The following is a 14,063-nucleotide window of genomic DNA, read 5'->3' on the forward strand; positions in this document are numbered from 1 at the left end:
GAGGGCCGCTGGTGACCGACTACGTCAACGTCGACCTGACCGAGGACGACGACGAAGGGCCCATCTTCCGCATCACCGGCGACGGCGCCGCGCTGAATCTGACCGGCGCCACCGTAGTCGCCATCATCAAGGCCAGCCAGCACGTGGAGGACGACGCATCCTCAGGCGTGTACACGCTGACCTCGGGCAGCGGCCTCACGGTCACCAGCCCGACACAGGGCCTGGTCCAGCTCACCATCCCAGACGCGGTAACCGAGTCACCGAGCATCTGGTTCTACAAGATCCGCGTAACCTCCGGATCCCCAGCGACCACGAAGACAGCCATCGCCGGCTGGCTCTCCGTCGCCAATGTCTAGGACCACCGTCTGCAGCACCCCAGCCTGCCCCAACCTCGCTGAAGGCGGCCGGTGCGCGGACTGCCGCAGCCAGGCAGAGAAACGACGCGGAAGCAGGCACGAGCGCGGCTACGGGCACGAGCACGAGACCCGGTTCCGCCCAGGAGTTCTCGCACGAGACCCGACATGCAGGATGCCGGACTGTATCGAGCCCAGCACGGACGCCGACCACTACCCGCTGGACCGCAAGGAACTCGTACAGCGTGGCCTCGACCCGGACGATCCCCGCTACGGCCGAGGCTTGTGCTCCCAGCACCATAAGCAGGAGACGGGCAGGAGACAGCCGGGTGGCTGGGCTGCTCGATGATCAACGGCCACCTAGTCGGCCGAGTCGGGCGCTCCTTCAAAGGTGCACGGGCACGGCGCAGATGCCATCAACCTCGCCTCCCTGTTGTAGTGGGCGACCTGCCGCGACCCGAGGCACATCCGGCACGGGAACGCTGCCGCGATGTACGGGTCCAGCCACACCTTGTGGTCCGACGCGGTCGGCGGCGGAGGCGGAGGCTTCTGGCACGCCTCGGCGGGCTCGTTGTCGCCACCGACCCAGCCGAGCCCGCCACAGAAGAGACAGCGGAGGAACAGCGGGCCCAACCGTTCGCCCTTACGGCCCTCGCATTCCGGGCATGTGATCGGGTCGGTCATGCTCGCCCTGTCCCGCCGCAGTTGGAGCACGGCACCCAGACGCGTTGCTTGTTCTCCTCGCCGTTCAGCTCCATCCACTCGCCCTGGGCTCCGAGGCAAACTCTGCAGACGGGCGGTGCCTCGTCGTCGTCCCTCGCCATGGCCTGCACCGTAGCCGGAGGCGCACGCACTGTATGTGGCCGAGACAGATCTAGAGCCGTACCGCGGCCCGTTCGGTCACTCTCGGTACAACTCGCCACGCACGGGAGACCCGATCTCGGTCACGCTGAACAACAACCAGGACGTGGGTGATCGCCGATGGACATCCTTCTCATCCTCGCTCTCGTAGCCTTCCTCGCCGCCGCAGTCGTAGCTGGCACCCAGAAGTCCTGGGTCCTCGTGCTCGTCTGCGTCGGCCTGTTCCTGCTGACGCTCGCCCAGACCGGGCTGATCGACAGCTAACCCACGGCACAACACCAGCGCTCACGCTTGTTGGGCGGGAGCCTGACGAGTCGGCCTCTTCAGCCGCCGCTCCTCGGCCATCGCCTTGGCAAATCTGGCTTGGTCTTCTTCCCACGCGCCGATGGCCGACAGGGCAGAGGCGAATGCTTTGTTGCGTGGAGGAACCGGCATGCCGATGCTGAGGCTCCGCAGGCACTCGCGGGCGTACAGGCACGCAGCCTGCCTTGTGCGCGACTCCGAATCCAAGATCACATCCCAGTGGAAGTCCGCCAGACTCAGCAGCCGGCGCGCCTGATCCAACTCACCCCACACGGCGGCATCGCCGATGTCGTCGATGGCGAGTTGAAGGTCGAGCAGCACGCCGTCCCTCTCCTCGCTCCACGCGAAATCAAGATCCTCAAATCCGGTCAGTTCGTCGTGGTAATCCTCGAAGGAGATCTGATTCCCCAGGAGCTGTACCGTCAGCCGGTCACTCGGCTTATCGGGAAGCCGGATCAGACGAGCCAGCGCCTCACGAGCCTGAACCACAGCCTGACGTTCACGATCATCGGCGCGCCTTCCCCGCTCGATAGCAGCCTGACGGCGCAACGTCAGCCACGTGGTGAAGATCGACACAGCGCCGCCGATGACAGTCCCGATGCTCGCCGACACAATCGTCGCCCAGTCCATGAACCGAATGTCCACGATCGGCAGGGCCACGTCTCCCGAACGGAAATCTCGCTCTATCCCGTCACACAGCTCAGACCACATCGCGACATGCTGTGAACCGTCAACTACCGATGCCTGAGCTTGGTGAGCTTCAAGTCCTCTCCCTCACCCGCAGCGAGCACCACCACGTACGGTGTCGCATCGACGCCGCCACCCACGAACACGCCACGGAACGCACGGCCGGCGTCCATGTCCCGCGCCACCTTCGACGCCGCACCCTTCGCCAGATAGCCGACAGCCACCGGGATCTCGCCCTCGCTCGGCACCACAGCGAACACCAGCACAGCGTTGGAGTCGTAAGGGTTGTCCGGCTCACGCACGAGATCAACCTCAGTACCGGCCCTCACATACCTCGTGAGATCACCCATGTACCGAGACCCGCGGACCTTCACCGCAGAGTATTCGACATGCATGTGGACAGCACACCGCGAAGTGATCCACATCTCCCCGTAAACGAGGTAACTGTCCGCAGCTGGCCACCCTCCACAAGGGGTGGGGGATGATCACTGCAAACATGCTGAAACAGAGGACCGCGGGGGAGGTGCCTCCTGGGTCCGCCAGGACAGAAGGTCCTTGATCGACTTCCCGATGGTGACGCAATGTGACCATCACCGATGCCGCGCAATGCGGCGGAGGAGTGATTGCCATGCCGAGAGGCGGACATGCCAATTCCGGCCCGCCGCCGGACCCGAACGCTCTACGTCGTGATCGTCCGGGCGATGCAGCCACCTGGACGACCCTTCCCGCCGAGGGGCGCCAAGCCGACCCTCCGGAGTGGCCTCTGCTTGAGCCCGATGGCCGGGAGTGGGAGCTGTGGGCGGACCTGTGGACGAAGCCGCAGGCGTTGATGTGGGAGCGGCTCGGGCAGTGGTACGAGGTCGCGATGTGCGTGCGGATGCTGGCACGCGCGGAGCAGCCGAAATCGTCGATCGAGCTGCAGAAGGTTGTCCGCCAGTACTTCGACTCGCTGGGCTTGTCCACGCAGGGGATGCTGCGGAATCGGTGGCGGATCGCTCCGAACGAGGTCGCGGAGAAGCGGGCGACGAAGACTGCGGCGAAGGCTCCGGCCGGGCGGTCGATGCGTGACCGACTGAAGGCTCTTGATGGCGGGGGAGCGTAGCTCTCGTCCTCTGCTCGTCGCGCCGGCGTGGGTCGAGGCGCACTGCGTGATCCCGGACGGGTTCCGGCGTGGGGCGCCGTTCAACCTGTACGACTACCAGCTGCGCTATCTCGCCGCCTTCTACCTGGTGCGCGGCGATGCTGTGTGGCAGCCGGAGGATCCGGTCCTGGGTCCGGCCTTCGTGTATCGGCGCGGTTTGCTGGTCGGGCCGCAGAAGATCGGCAAGGGGCCGCATACTGCCGCGCACATCTGCGTGGAGGGTGTCGGGCCTGCGCTGTTCGCGGGCTGGGCTGGGCGGGACGACGGTTACGCGTGTTCGGATTTCGAGTGTGGTTGCGGCTGGGAGTACGCCTACGAGCGCGGCGAGCCGATGGGCATGCCGTGGCCGACGCCGCTGATCCAGATCACTGCGGTGTCAGAGGAGCAGACGGACAACATCTACGGCGCGCTCCGGCCGATGATCGAGCTGGGGCCGCTGTCGGACCTGATCCCGAAGACGGGCGAGGAGTTTATCCGCTTGCCGGGCGGCGGCCGGGTGGACACGGTGACGTCGTCGGCTCAGTCGCGGCTGGGCCAGCGGATCACCTTCGCGCCGCAGGACGAGGTCGGGCTGTGGACGCCGACGAACCGGATGACGAAGGTCGCCGACACCCAGTACCGCGGTCTTGCGGGTATGGGTGGGCGGGCGTCGGCGACGACGAACGCGTGGGATCCGTCGGAGAACTCGGTTGCCCAGCAGCAGTTCGAGTCGTCGGCGAAAGACATCTACCGGCAGTTCGTCCAGCCTCCTGGCCACCTCTCCTATCGGAACAAGGTCGAGCGCCGGCGGATCCATCGGATCGTGTACGCGGAGGCGCTGAAGGACAACGGCGGCCATGTGGACCTCGACTCGATTGAGGCGGAGGCCGCGGACCTGGCTGAGCGGGACCCGGCTCAGGCTGAGCGGTTCTTCGGCAACCGGATCGTGTACGGCGCCGGCCACTTCATCGACGGCGACGTGTGGGATGGCAGGGCGGCGCCGCGCGACGTCCCTGATGGCGTGCCGGTGGTGCTCGGCATGGACGGCTCAGACTCTGATGACTGGACCGGTATCCGGGCGGAGACCGCTGACGGATACCAGTTCACCCCGACGTTCGGCCCTGGCCGGCAGCCGACGGTGTGGGATCCGGCCGCATACGGCGGGCAGGTGCCGCGGCTGGAGGTGGCGGCGGCCTTCGACGAGCTGATGACCCGTTACCGGGTGGTGCGCGCCTACATCGACCCGCCCGGATGGTCATCGGAGATCGACGCTTGGGCCGAGCGGTACGGCGACAAGGTCGTCATCAGATGGGCGACGTACCGGCCGGTACAGATGCATGCGGCGAACGAGCGGCTGCTGGTGGACGTCGGTAAGGCAGATTCGCCGTTCACGCATGACGGTTGCCCGATCACGGCGATCCACGTCCGCAACACCAGAAAGGCGCCGCGCCCTGGTCAGCGGTATGTGCTGGCGAAGGCCAGCCACACCCAGAAGATCGACCTGACCGTGTGCTCGGTGCTCGCGCACGAGGCGTACGGTGACGCGCTCGCTGCTGGCTTGTTCACGGTTGAGAAGCCCACAGAGAACCTGATCTACACGGCGTCATCGACACGGCGGAGGTGACGCCCGGTGGCTATGCCTCTGCCTGTCTCCGAGGTGACGGTCTCGGATGAGGCCCGCCGGGCGGTCGCGCTGTTGAACCGGCTCGCGGACGAACTGCGGCGCCGGGAGCCGGAGACGACGAAGCGGCTGGACTACTACAAGGGCGAGCACAAGCTCTGCTACGCATCGCCCGAGTTCCGTGACTATTTCGCGGATCGGTTCAAGGGTTTCTCCGACAACTGGACCGCGCCCGTGGCTGCAGCGCCGGCGGAGCGGATGAATGTCCTCGGGATCCGGTTGCCGGGGCAGCAAGAGACTGACGCTGAGCTGTCGGAGGCGTGGCGGCTGGCCGACTGTGAACGCGGCTCCAGTGAGGCGTTCGTCGTCATGATGGCCGCGGCTCGCGCATACTGCCTGGTGTGGGGCACCGAGGATGACGAACCTCGGGTGACGTGGGAGCGGCCCGATCAGGCGATCGTCGCCTACGACTCCGACACGGGCGAGCCGATCGCCGGGCTGAAGCTGTGGGCGGACGACACTCGCGAGTACGCGACCCTGTACGAGAAGCTCTTCGTGTGGAAATTCGACCGGCCACGGTATGCCCGGACGGGTTACAGCGTGGCAGGGCTGATCGTCCCTCAAGGTAGCGATGTGGTGCGGTCGGCTGGGCCTGAGGGCTGGCTACCGCGGCGGGGTCCGAACGATGACACGTGGCCGGTCGCGAATCCGATGAGGCGCGTCCCCATGGTGGAGCTGCGCAACCAGACGCTGCTCGATGATGACCCCATCAGCGACATTGCGGGCGTGATGGCCATGCAGGACGCCATCAATTTGACGTGGGCGTACTTGATGAACGCCTTGGACTTCGCGTCGCTGCCGCAGCGGGTCGTGATGGGCGCCGACATCCCGAAGTTGCCGATCTTGGATGAGAACGGGCAGAAGGTCGGGGAGCGGCCGATCCAACTGGACACGCTCATCAACGAGCGGATTCTGTGGTTGACCGGCGGCGCCACCATCGGCTCGTGGCCGGCGGCGGATCTGGCCGCCTACAGCAACGTGATCGAGCGGGCGATCGAGCACCTGGCCGCGCAGACCCGGACCCCGCCGCATTATCTGATCGGCAAGGTCGCCAACCTGTCTGCGGAGGCGCTCACCGCCGCGGAGACCGGCCTGGTGGCCAAGACCGGTGAGCGGATCGTCTACTGCAACAGCGGGATCAGGGAGATTAACTCGCTGATGGCTGCCGCGATGGGCGACGAGGCGAAGGCCAAGGCGTGCCGCCGTGGTGTCGTGGTGTGGGCGGACACGCAGTTCAGGGCGATCGGCCAGAAGGTCGATGCGCTCATGAAGTTGAAGGCGATGGGCTTCCCGACCAGGTGGATCGCTGAGCAGTACGGGCTCGAACCGCCGGAGGTGGAGCGGGTCATGGCGATGATCGACGAGCAGGCGCAGTTGGACCCGCTCAACCAGATGGTCAACGGCGGAGTCGAACTACCTCCGCCGCCCAGCGCGGCGGCGGGCGAGATCCCGTTCCCGGCCGAGGAGTAGCCGGTGGCGACGCCGCGAGAGATAGCCGTCGCCCACCAGCGGCGCCAGCGGTCCGTCCTTTTGGCGGTGGTAGCGGCGATTCTCGGGCTGTGGCGGCGCATCAACCGCGACAGGCTGACCGAGTCGTGGCAAGCCGGTGTCGGGCCGTCGATCGTGGAGACGATGGCGCGGGCTCAGGTGAGTGCGGCGGCGCTGGTGCCTGTCTATTTACGGGAGCTGGCTGAGGCTCAACGGATTGGCGCGCCTGAACTTGAGGTGGTGCCGGAGGCGTTCGGGCGGAGCGCGTCGGATGGGCGTCCGCTGGAGACGCTCATGTACCAGCCGGTCATCGCTCTCAAACGGCTCCTCGCAGATGGTGTGCCGATCGAAGATGCGATGCGGAGAGCGACCGCTCACATGGCGATGATCGCCTCCACACAGGCGGCCGACGCCGGACGTGGAGCCGTCGAGGCGGGCATGACCGTCCAGCGCGAATGGACGATGTACGTGCGGGTGGTCAACCTGCCCGCCTGCTCGCGATGCATCATCCTGGCAGGCCGGGTGTATCCGCACTCCACGGGCTTCCAACGCCACCCCAACTGCGACTGCGAAATGATGCCCGTGACCAGCGATGATGTGTCGCTCCCATCGCCGCAGACCTTGTTCAAGCAGATGTCGCCCGAGGAGCAGAACCAGCGGTTCGGCAAGGCGGGCGCCGAAGCCCTCCGGCTCGGCGCCGACATGGGCCAGGTGGTGAATGCCCGCCGCGGCATGCGGACTGCAGGCCAGCGGCTGGTCACCACAACCGGAACCTCCCGCCGTGGCGTCGCGGGCAGGCGCCTTCGCGGCCGAGTTCGGCTGATGCCGGAGTCGATCCTGGCCGAAGCCGGAGATGACCGGGACCTCGCCGTCGACCTGCTGCGGCAGTACGGCTACCTGATCGAACGCTGACCTTCTTAACCCGTCCTGCCTCCGCTGGCCGGGCTGTTTCGCATGCCCTCGCGCAACGCCAGGGCTCCACCTTCCGCAATGGGAGACACCTCGCATGACCACCGAATCCACCCTGCCCTTCCACCCTCGTACTGGCCTTCAGGCGCTCGGACTGTTCCGCAATGGAAAGCCGATCTGGCCCGCGCTCGGCGCCTCGGAGGACGGCGATGACGATGTCGTCGTCTCTGACGCGGACGACTCTTCGGGCGACGCGGACACAGACGCCAAGGCCGACTCCAGCACCGATGACGGTGCGGATGACTCCGGCCGGGATGCTGGCGCTGACGACGACAAGCCGCTCGGCCCCAAGGGCGAGCGGGCCCTGCAGGCGGAGAAGGACCGGCGCCGCGAGGCAGATCGTCTGCGCAGGCAGGCGGCGAGGGAGCGGGATGAGGCTCTCGCCGAACTGGCCCGGCTGCGGCAAGCGGCAGAGCAGAAGCCGGCAGGCGACGACGCCGACGACAAGGGCCCCGATCTGGATGCCATCCGCAGGGAGGCGACGGAAGCGGCCAAGGCCGCGGTCAAGGCGGAGGTTTTGAAGGACCGCGTCAGCGACAAGATCGAAGTACTTGCTGCGAAGCGATTCCAGGACGCGGGCGATGCAGTCACGCACCTGATGCGCTCCAGCGAGATCGCGGACTTCCTCGACGGCGACAAGATCGACGCCGAGGCCATTAAAGAAGCTCTCGACGAGCTTCTCGAAAAGAAGCCCTACCTGGCTGTGGCAGCGCAAAGCACCCGGCGATTCCAGGGCTCAGGGGACGGCGGTGCCCGCAAGGGGCCCCAGAAGCCAGCCCAGTTCACCAAGGACGACCTCAAGCGGATGTCGCCCGAGGAAATCGTCAAGGCGCAGGACGAGGGACGTTTCGACGACCTTCTCGGCATCGCGCGCTAGCTGATCAACAAGGAAGGCTGAAATGTCTATCAGGCGTTTCGTGCCGGAGATCTGGTCCGCCCGCCTGTTGGTGGCGCTCCGGAAGAAGCTCGTGTACGCGGGCCCCGGCGTTGTGAACCGCGACTACGAGGGCGAGATCCAGGAGGCGGGCGACACCGTCCGCATCACGTCGATCTCCGACCCGACTGTGGCCACGTACGTGCCGAACAGCACCACCATCACGCCCGAGGAACTCACCGACGCCCAGCGGACGCTGCTCATCGACCAGGTGAAATATTTCGCGTTCAAGGTCGACGACGTGGACGCCCGCCAGGCGAAGGGAGACGTCATTCCCGAGGCCATGTCTCGCGCTGCGTACAAGCTGGCCGACGTCGTCGATCAGTATGTGGCCGGGCTGTACACCGGCATTCCGGCGGCGAACGTGGTCACTGCTGTCACCATCGACACCTCGAACCCGACCTCGTGGGCGACGGAGGCGGCCAAGGCGTACAACGACGTCCTCATTCCGCTGAAGGTCGTGCTCGACCAGGCGGACGTTCCAACCGAGGGACGCTTCGTCGTCATCCCGCCGGTCTTCCACGGCGTGCTGCTGCGCGATGACCGATTCGTCCGGCTGGACGCCTCCGGCACCACCGAGGGCCTGCGCAACGGCATGGTCGGCCGGGCCGCCGGGTTCGACATCCTCATGTCGAACAACACCCCGGTCCCCGGCGCGAACCAGAACGTCATCACCGCGGGCACGGACATGGCGATCTCCTATGCCGAGCAGATCAACAAGACCGAGGCGTACCGGCCCGAGGGCGGGTTCTCCGACGCGGTCAAGGGGCTCGCGCTGTACGGGGCCAAGCTTCTCCGCCCCGAGGCACTCGCCTCCTGCACCATCACCACCGGCTGAACGGAGGACTGACTCATGGCTCGTACCGCCGTGGCCTACCGGAACCTGGTGGCCAACAGCTCGCTCAACGGCGCCACCGGCCCGACGACCGTGGATTCCACACTCGTCACCAACGGCGTTGTCGTCAACGCGGCCGTCCCGGAGCTCACCGTCATCCGGGTCACCCACACCGACGCCACCGCGCACGACTTCATCCTGCGCGCCGGCGACTACCCGCCCGCGTGGGCGGCCGGTCAGGGCGACCTGACCGTTGAGGTGGCGGCAACCTCCGGGGTCCGCTACTTCGGCCCGTTCGAGTCCGGCCGGTTCCTCCAGTCGGACGGGACCATGCACATCGACTTCGAGACCGGTTTCGCGGGCAGCATCGACATCCTCAAGGTGCCGAGGGGCACCTGATGACGGAAACCGGACACTTTCGTGGCTCCGGCAACGTCGTCTGGGAGCTCAGCCTGCCGCTCAACGAAGTCATGCAGGAGCAGCTCACCAAGGGCTACCTGCTCCGGGTCAACGCGGACGGAAGTGCGTATGTGGAGGCTGCAGCCGGAGAATCCGAGATGAGCGTTGACGACGCCCCGGCCGTCGAAGCGCCGCCGCCCACCAGCGCCTCGAAGGCTCATTGGGTCGGCTATGCGCACAGGGTGCATGGCATCCCCATTGATGACGCCGAAGCGATGACGAAGAACGACCTGATGGAGCGATTCGGCGCCCAGGCATAGGAGGACCCGATGCCTCCTCTGCCCTTGGCCTCTCCCGCTGACGCGGTCAGGCTCGGCTACACCCTGCCCTCAGGCCGGGAGATGGAGTTCCTGGCCCGAGCCTCCGCCCGGCTGCGCAGAGATGCCGGCAGGCCGATCTCTTCGACCACCTCGACCGTCCGCCTCAGGGTGGAGGGCGGGAAGGTCATGCTGCCGGGCGGACCGGTCACCGCGGTCTCCACCGTGGTCCGGCTGCCGGAGGACGGCGGCGCCACCCTGACCGGGTGGCGGTGGGACGGCATGGAGCACATCCACTGCATCCCGCTGTGGTGCGCAGACGTACTCGTCACCTACACCCACGGCCTCGCCACCATCCCCGACGAGCTGCTGGACCTCGTCTGCTCAGTCGCCGTACGGCTGGGCCAGACCGAGGAAGCGCCAGGCATGGAAGTGGGCAAGCGCTCCGAGTCCATCGATGACTACGCGGTCACCTACGCGGTCGAGGCGATCGAAACCGCGTCCGGGCTGCTGCCGGGGGAGAGCCAGCAACTGGCCGCGTTCCTCGGCTCCTCGCCGGGCGCGTACGTGGTGAGGCCGCGATGAGTGTCTCCGGCGTCCTCGCCCAAGGCCGGGCGGCGGCGCTGCAGCTCATGCGCGACACCTGTGTGGTGGAGCGCAAGGACGGCGATCCAGTCCTCAACGAGACCACCGGCGTCCTCGAGCAGCAGTGGGCGCCCATATACACCGGCGCATGCCGGGTGAAGCCCCGTTCCTCATCGGAGACGGAATGGGGCGAGCGAGAGGTCACCCTGCACTCGTATGTGGCCGTGCTCCCGTGGGACGCCGCACCCGAAATCCAGCGTGAAGACCAGCTCACCATCACCGCGTCCGACGACACCTGGCTGATCGGACGCCACCTTGAGGTGATCGCCATCTCCCTCGCCGGGGCCGCAACGGCCCGGCGCCTGCTCGTAGAGGACAAGGAGGGCTGATGGCCGAGATTGACGTCTCCGAGTTGCTCGGCCTTGTCCGTTACCTCGACAACGCCGAGCACGAGGCTGCTCGTAGGACCCATCCCGTGGTTGAGCGTCACGCCAAGGCACTCGGCGAGCAGTGGCGGAAGAACGCGCGGGCGACTGCACGCCGACACGGCAAGCGCTACCCCAGCAGTATCACCGCCGGACAGGTGCCTACCGCTTCGGCAATCGAGTGGGAGATCGGGCCCGAGTCGATGCTGCCCCAGGGCGGCATGGGGCGCGGTTTCGAGTACGGGTCACGCAACCAGCCGCCCCACTGGGACGGTGCCCGGGCGGCGATCCAGGAGGAACCCAAGTTCGTGGCGTCCATCGATGAGGTCGTCCGGAGCCTGTTGTGACTCCGTTACCGTCGAGGCCGCTCGCCCAGGCGTTGCTAGATCGCTGGCGTCTCGCTGTGCCGGTAACGCTGACCATCCATGATGCGAAGGCACCCCAGGATGCGGCTCCGCCGTATGCGGTGATCTTCTTCGACACCGGAATGAAGTCGGGGTTCCACCGCAACCTCGTCAACGACGGGCCGAACGAGCTCCGCTACCAGGTCACCTCGGTGGGGGAGACCCGAGATCAGGCTGCGTGGGTAGCCGACAAGATGGCTGCCGCGGTACTCGGCAGCGCTCCCGAGCTGCCTGGTCGGAGGATCTGGCCGGCCGTTGAAGAGGGAAGCCAGCCAGTTCGGCGTGAGGACGAATCGACCGCGTTGTTTTACGGCACCTCGCAGTACCTGACCAGGTCAGATCCAGCCTGACATCCAGTTTCCGGCCCGCCTCCGAGCGGGCTTTTTTCATGCCCTGAGGAGAGCCCGCATGGCTACCTACACCGCCGAGGCGATGACGGTCGCTGGGACCGCCCTGACCTCCAGGTCTGCCGCCTCCGGAGACAAGATCACCCCGGACGACAACCTGTTCCTGATCATCACCAACGGTGGCGGCTCGCCCATGACCGTCACGGTCGCCGTGCCTGGGACCAACTCCTACGGCGAGGCGAATCCAGACCCGGTCCGCACGATCACCAACGCCACCACGAAGGCGGTCAAGCTCCTGCGCGAGTGGGCCGACCCCAGTGACGGGCTCATCGCGCTGACGTGGTCGGCGACCACCAGCGTCACCTACTTCGTCGTCCGGGGCTGACGTGAGCCAGCACCTCATCCGCGACGAGTACGGCAACGAGTTCCCCGTCGACTCCACCGCGCTCCCGTTCTGGGAGAACCGCGAGGGCCACACCATCGTCGGCCCCATCCCCGAGCCCGGCGACGAGCCTGAGCCCGCCGAGGCCACCAAGACCACGAAGAAGGCGGCGCCCCGGCCTGCCTCAGAAGACAAGGAGTAGCAGGCCATGGCCAAGCGGCTCACCGACGGGAACACGAAGGCGACCTTCGTCCCGACCATCAACTCCCTCTCGGCGCCGACCGTCGCCGAGCTCACGGACGCAGGCATCGTAGTTCTGGAGAACACCGTCACCGATGACGGCCTCGACATCTCCTTCGATGAGGGCGCGGTCGAGGGCAATGTGCTGGCGAGCACTCAAGACTTCGAAAGCCCTGGGCGCAGCAAGGCTCAGATCGAGCTCACCTACTACCGGGATTCCACGGCTGGCTCCGACCGTATGTGGTCGGTCATGACGCGCGGCACCGCTGGCTATCTGGTGGTCCGTCGCGGTGTCACGGCCGCGACCGCCTACGCCGCGTCGCAGAAGGTCGAGGTGTACACGGTGACCTGTGGTGAGCGCCGGCCGATGGCTCCTGAGCGTGAGAGTTACGAGAAGGTGCAGCTCAAGCTGTACCCGTCTGGCACGTACACGACTGAGGCGACCGTGGCGGCCTGATGGACACAAAGCCCCCTGTTGTCGCGGACCTGCTGACCAAAGTCCGGCGCCCGGAGAAGACCGTCCCGATCTGCCTCGCAGGCGACCTGCAGGCCGAGTTTGAGGATCTCGATCGCGACCTGGCGATTGCCCGCGAGCAGCCCGCCGACGGGACGCTCGCAGGCGGCGGGAATCCGCTCGCCACGCAGCTCGCCCATCAGATCATGGAGCTGCGCGAGCGGATGCGCGAGCACACCACCGTGTTCCGTTTCCGCGGCCTTCCACGCAAGGCGTTCAGTGACCTGGTCGCTGCTCATCCGCCGTCCGATGAGGACAAAGAGACCGGCAACGACGTCAACTGGGAGACCTTCGGCGTCGCCCTCGTCTCAGCGTGCGCCGTCGAGCCGGAGATGACGGAAGCGGAGACCGGGCAACTCGCCGACGCCCTCACGCAGGCGCAGTGGGATTCCCTGTTCGCAGCCGCCTGGAGCGTGAACAAGAGGGACGTGGACGTCCCTTTCTCCTACGCCGCATCCGCGGTTCTGCAGAGCTCCAAGAAGAACTCGAAGTAGCCGCTGCGTGGGGTGTGCCACGCAGCGAGCTGCTCGGCCGGCAAGCAGCCGCAGTGACCGAGTACCACTACGACGGTGGCCGGCTGACCCACACGACGACCACGTGGGAGCCGCGCTGGCTTGATGAGGATCTCGCGTGGGCGAAGGCATGGATGCACTACCAGGCCAACAAATGCCCAGGATGCGGCTGGCAACTCGTAGAGAGCACCGCCATGCACAACGGTGAGCCTGCGCACTCCTTCCACGTCCCGGACCCGCTGCGCTGCCACGTGTGTGACGCGCGAAAGAAGGCCCAGGAAGCCCACGAGAAGAAGGGCGCCGTCGTCCGCCCCGAGGCTCAGGTATGGGTGGTCGAGCAGGTCGACTAGCTACCCGCGGCTTCGGCCCGGCGCTGGCGGTCGTTGTTCATGATGACCCCGGCAAAGAACGCCACCACACCAGCTCCCACGAGGATGAACCCTGGGATGCGCAGGAGGTTGCGCAGGTCGGAGCACCCTGCCGCGGCGTTAACCCGTCCCGAGAGAGATTGGCCGTTCTCGCTGAGAAGAGCGTTGGTCAGGTCGTTGACCCGGGCGTCGCGGCTTTCGACGAACGCACTGCCGCAGTTGACGCCCTGGCTGCTGACGGGGACGAATCCGACGATCGCGCCGACGCCGAGTAGCACCACGGCGACGATCATCAGCTTCTTGAAGGTGGTCATTGAGGATCCCCTCTTCGATGCGGGC

The 14,063-nt window shown here is 66.6% G+C and carries 22 protein-coding genes; 19 read left to right on the forward strand and 3 right to left on the reverse strand.

Annotated features, from left to right (window positions below):
- The first annotated feature begins 11 nt into the window (after positions 1–11).
- Both FVE25_RS42555 and FVE25_RS42560 read left to right on the forward strand, forming a co-directional pair.
- Positions 12–356 carry a hypothetical protein gene (locus FVE25_RS42555; RefSeq protein ID WP_157253196.1) on the forward strand — a complete coding sequence of 115 codons (345 nt, stop codon included), beginning with the start codon at positions 12–14 and terminating at the stop codon, positions 354–356.
- Between the two features lie 978 nt (positions 357–1,334).
- Positions 1,335–1,478, forward strand: a complete 144-nt coding sequence (locus FVE25_RS42560) for a hypothetical protein (RefSeq protein WP_157253197.1) — start codon at positions 1,335–1,337, stop codon at positions 1,476–1,478.
- A 21-nt stretch (positions 1,479–1,499) separates the two neighbouring features.
- Here the strand turns inward: FVE25_RS42560 and FVE25_RS42565 are convergent, their stop codons facing one another.
- Positions 1,500–2,228 (reverse strand): hypothetical protein, encoded by a 729-nt coding sequence (locus FVE25_RS42565; protein WP_157253198.1) that lies wholly within the window; start codon positions 2,226–2,228, stop codon positions 1,500–1,502.
- Positions 2,229–2,251: 23 nt separating this feature from the next.
- A complete protein-coding gene (locus FVE25_RS42570) occupies positions 2,252–2,599 on the reverse strand; it encodes an HIRAN domain-containing protein (protein WP_219825903.1) in 348 nt (115 codons plus the stop codon).
- Between the two features lie 188 nt (positions 2,600–2,787).
- Here FVE25_RS42570 and FVE25_RS42575 point away from each other — a divergent pair, with 188 nt between their 5' ends.
- The 17 genes from FVE25_RS42575 to FVE25_RS42655 all read left to right on the forward strand — a co-directional run bounded on the left by FVE25_RS42575 (position 2,788) and on the right by FVE25_RS42655 (position 13,706).
- Entirely contained in the window at positions 2,788–3,306 is a 519-nt protein-coding gene (locus tag FVE25_RS42575; protein ID WP_246268309.1) for a phage terminase small subunit, read from the forward strand.
- 46 nt (positions 3,307–3,352) lie between these two features.
- Positions 3,353–4,948 (forward strand): hypothetical protein, encoded by a 1,596-nt coding sequence (locus FVE25_RS42580; RefSeq protein ID WP_219825904.1) that lies wholly within the window; start codon positions 3,353–3,355, stop codon positions 4,946–4,948.
- 12 nt (positions 4,949–4,960) lie between these two features.
- Positions 4,961–6,475, forward strand: a complete 1,515-nt coding sequence (locus FVE25_RS42585; protein WP_157253201.1) for a phage portal protein — start codon at positions 4,961–4,963, stop codon at positions 6,473–6,475.
- Positions 6,476–6,478: 3 nt separating this feature from the next.
- Positions 6,479–7,405 (forward strand): VG15 protein, encoded by a 927-nt coding sequence (locus tag FVE25_RS42590; RefSeq protein WP_157253202.1) that lies wholly within the window; start codon positions 6,479–6,481, stop codon positions 7,403–7,405.
- Between the two features lie 94 nt (positions 7,406–7,499).
- Complete coding sequence (locus FVE25_RS42595; protein WP_157253203.1) at positions 7,500–8,339, forward strand: hypothetical protein; 840 nt, start codon at positions 7,500–7,502, stop codon at positions 8,337–8,339.
- Between the two features lie 22 nt (positions 8,340–8,361).
- On the forward strand, positions 8,362–9,234 hold the full coding sequence (locus tag FVE25_RS42600; protein ID WP_157253204.1) for a phage major capsid protein: 873 nt from the start codon (positions 8,362–8,364) through the stop codon (positions 9,232–9,234).
- A gap of 15 nt (positions 9,235–9,249) precedes the next feature.
- On the forward strand, positions 9,250–9,630 hold the full coding sequence (locus FVE25_RS42605; protein ID WP_157253205.1) for a hypothetical protein: 381 nt from the start codon (positions 9,250–9,252) through the stop codon (positions 9,628–9,630).
- Positions 9,630–9,950: a hypothetical protein gene (locus FVE25_RS42610; RefSeq protein WP_157253206.1), complete on the forward strand. Its 321-nt coding sequence runs from the start codon at positions 9,630–9,632 to the stop codon at positions 9,948–9,950. Before FVE25_RS42605 ends, FVE25_RS42610 begins: the two co-directional genes overlap by 1 nt.
- 9 nt (positions 9,951–9,959) lie before the next feature.
- Entirely contained in the window at positions 9,960–10,532 is a 573-nt protein-coding gene (locus FVE25_RS42615; RefSeq protein WP_157253207.1) for a head-tail connector protein, read from the forward strand.
- Positions 10,529–10,921, forward strand: a complete 393-nt coding sequence (locus FVE25_RS42620; protein ID WP_157253208.1) for a DUF6093 family protein — start codon at positions 10,529–10,531, stop codon at positions 10,919–10,921. The genes FVE25_RS42615 and FVE25_RS42620 overlap by 4 nt, the downstream gene beginning before the upstream one ends.
- Positions 10,921–11,304 (forward strand): hypothetical protein, encoded by a 384-nt coding sequence (locus FVE25_RS42625; RefSeq protein WP_157253209.1) that lies wholly within the window; start codon positions 10,921–10,923, stop codon positions 11,302–11,304. Before FVE25_RS42620 ends, FVE25_RS42625 begins: the two co-directional genes overlap by 1 nt.
- A 56-nt stretch (positions 11,305–11,360) precedes the next feature.
- Positions 11,361–11,711: a DUF3168 domain-containing protein gene (locus FVE25_RS42630; RefSeq protein WP_157253210.1), complete on the forward strand. Its 351-nt coding sequence runs from the start codon at positions 11,361–11,363 to the stop codon at positions 11,709–11,711.
- Positions 11,712–11,769: 58 nt separating this feature from the next.
- Positions 11,770–12,093, forward strand: a complete 324-nt coding sequence (locus tag FVE25_RS42635; RefSeq protein ID WP_157253211.1) for a hypothetical protein — start codon at positions 11,770–11,772, stop codon at positions 12,091–12,093.
- A gap of 1 nt (position 12,094) precedes the next feature.
- A complete protein-coding gene (locus tag FVE25_RS42640; RefSeq protein WP_157253212.1) occupies positions 12,095–12,292 on the forward strand; it encodes a hypothetical protein in 198 nt (65 codons plus the stop codon).
- A 6-nt stretch (positions 12,293–12,298) separates the two neighbouring features.
- Positions 12,299–12,787, forward strand: coding sequence for a phage tail tube protein (locus FVE25_RS42645; RefSeq protein ID WP_157253213.1), 489 nt, complete (start codon positions 12,299–12,301; stop codon positions 12,785–12,787).
- Positions 12,787–13,338, forward strand: a complete 552-nt coding sequence (locus FVE25_RS42650; protein ID WP_157253214.1) for a hypothetical protein — start codon at positions 12,787–12,789, stop codon at positions 13,336–13,338. Before FVE25_RS42645 ends, FVE25_RS42650 begins: the two co-directional genes overlap by 1 nt.
- 53 nt (positions 13,339–13,391) lie before the next feature.
- The gene (locus FVE25_RS42655; protein WP_157253215.1) at positions 13,392–13,706 is read left to right on the forward strand and encodes a hypothetical protein; all 315 of its coding nucleotides are present in this window, start codon (positions 13,392–13,394) and stop codon (positions 13,704–13,706) included.
- Here FVE25_RS42655 and FVE25_RS42660 read toward each other — a convergent pair.
- Positions 13,703–14,038, reverse strand: coding sequence for a hypothetical protein (locus FVE25_RS42660; RefSeq protein ID WP_157253216.1), 336 nt, complete (start codon positions 14,036–14,038; stop codon positions 13,703–13,705). The genes FVE25_RS42655 and FVE25_RS42660 overlap by 4 nt on opposite strands.
- Positions 14,039–14,063 lie beyond the last annotated feature (25 nt).

Origin of the sequence: Nonomuraea typhae (assembly GCF_009760925.1) — a bacterium.
Classification (GTDB): Bacteria; Actinomycetota; Actinomycetes; order Streptosporangiales; family Streptosporangiaceae; genus Nonomuraea; species Nonomuraea typhae.

Bases quoted from the DNA above. Each gene is read 5' to 3' on its own strand.
- FVE25_RS42560 (WP_157253197.1), top strand. From the start codon at position 1,335: ATGGACATCCTTCTCATCCTCGCTCTCGTAGCCTTCCTCGCCGCCGCA.
- FVE25_RS42565 (WP_157253198.1), bottom strand. From the start codon at position 2,228: ATGTGGTCTGAGCTGTGTGACGGGATAGAGCGAGATTTCCGTTCGGGA.
- FVE25_RS42570 (WP_219825903.1), bottom strand. From the start codon at position 2,599: ATGCATGTCGAATACTCTGCGGTGAAGGTCCGCGGGTCTCGGTACATG.
- FVE25_RS42585 (WP_157253201.1), top strand. From the start codon at position 4,961: ATGCCTCTGCCTGTCTCCGAGGTGACGGTCTCGGATGAGGCCCGCCGG.
- FVE25_RS42595 (WP_157253203.1), top strand. From the start codon at position 7,500: ATGACCACCGAATCCACCCTGCCCTTCCACCCTCGTACTGGCCTTCAG.
- FVE25_RS42600 (WP_157253204.1), top strand. From the start codon at position 8,362: ATGTCTATCAGGCGTTTCGTGCCGGAGATCTGGTCCGCCCGCCTGTTG.
- FVE25_RS42605 (WP_157253205.1), top strand. From the start codon at position 9,250: ATGGCTCGTACCGCCGTGGCCTACCGGAACCTGGTGGCCAACAGCTCG.
- FVE25_RS42610 (WP_157253206.1), top strand. From the start codon at position 9,630: ATGACGGAAACCGGACACTTTCGTGGCTCCGGCAACGTCGTCTGGGAG.
- FVE25_RS42615 (WP_157253207.1), top strand. From the start codon at position 9,960: ATGCCTCCTCTGCCCTTGGCCTCTCCCGCTGACGCGGTCAGGCTCGGC.
- FVE25_RS42620 (WP_157253208.1), top strand. From the start codon at position 10,529: ATGAGTGTCTCCGGCGTCCTCGCCCAAGGCCGGGCGGCGGCGCTGCAG.
- FVE25_RS42625 (WP_157253209.1), top strand. From the start codon at position 10,921: ATGGCCGAGATTGACGTCTCCGAGTTGCTCGGCCTTGTCCGTTACCTC.
- FVE25_RS42635 (WP_157253211.1), top strand. From the start codon at position 11,770: ATGGCTACCTACACCGCCGAGGCGATGACGGTCGCTGGGACCGCCCTG.
- FVE25_RS42645 (WP_157253213.1), top strand. From the start codon at position 12,299: ATGGCCAAGCGGCTCACCGACGGGAACACGAAGGCGACCTTCGTCCCG.
- FVE25_RS42650 (WP_157253214.1), top strand. From the start codon at position 12,787: ATGGACACAAAGCCCCCTGTTGTCGCGGACCTGCTGACCAAAGTCCGG.
- FVE25_RS42660 (WP_157253216.1), bottom strand. From the start codon at position 14,038: ATGACCACCTTCAAGAAGCTGATGATCGTCGCCGTGGTGCTACTCGGC.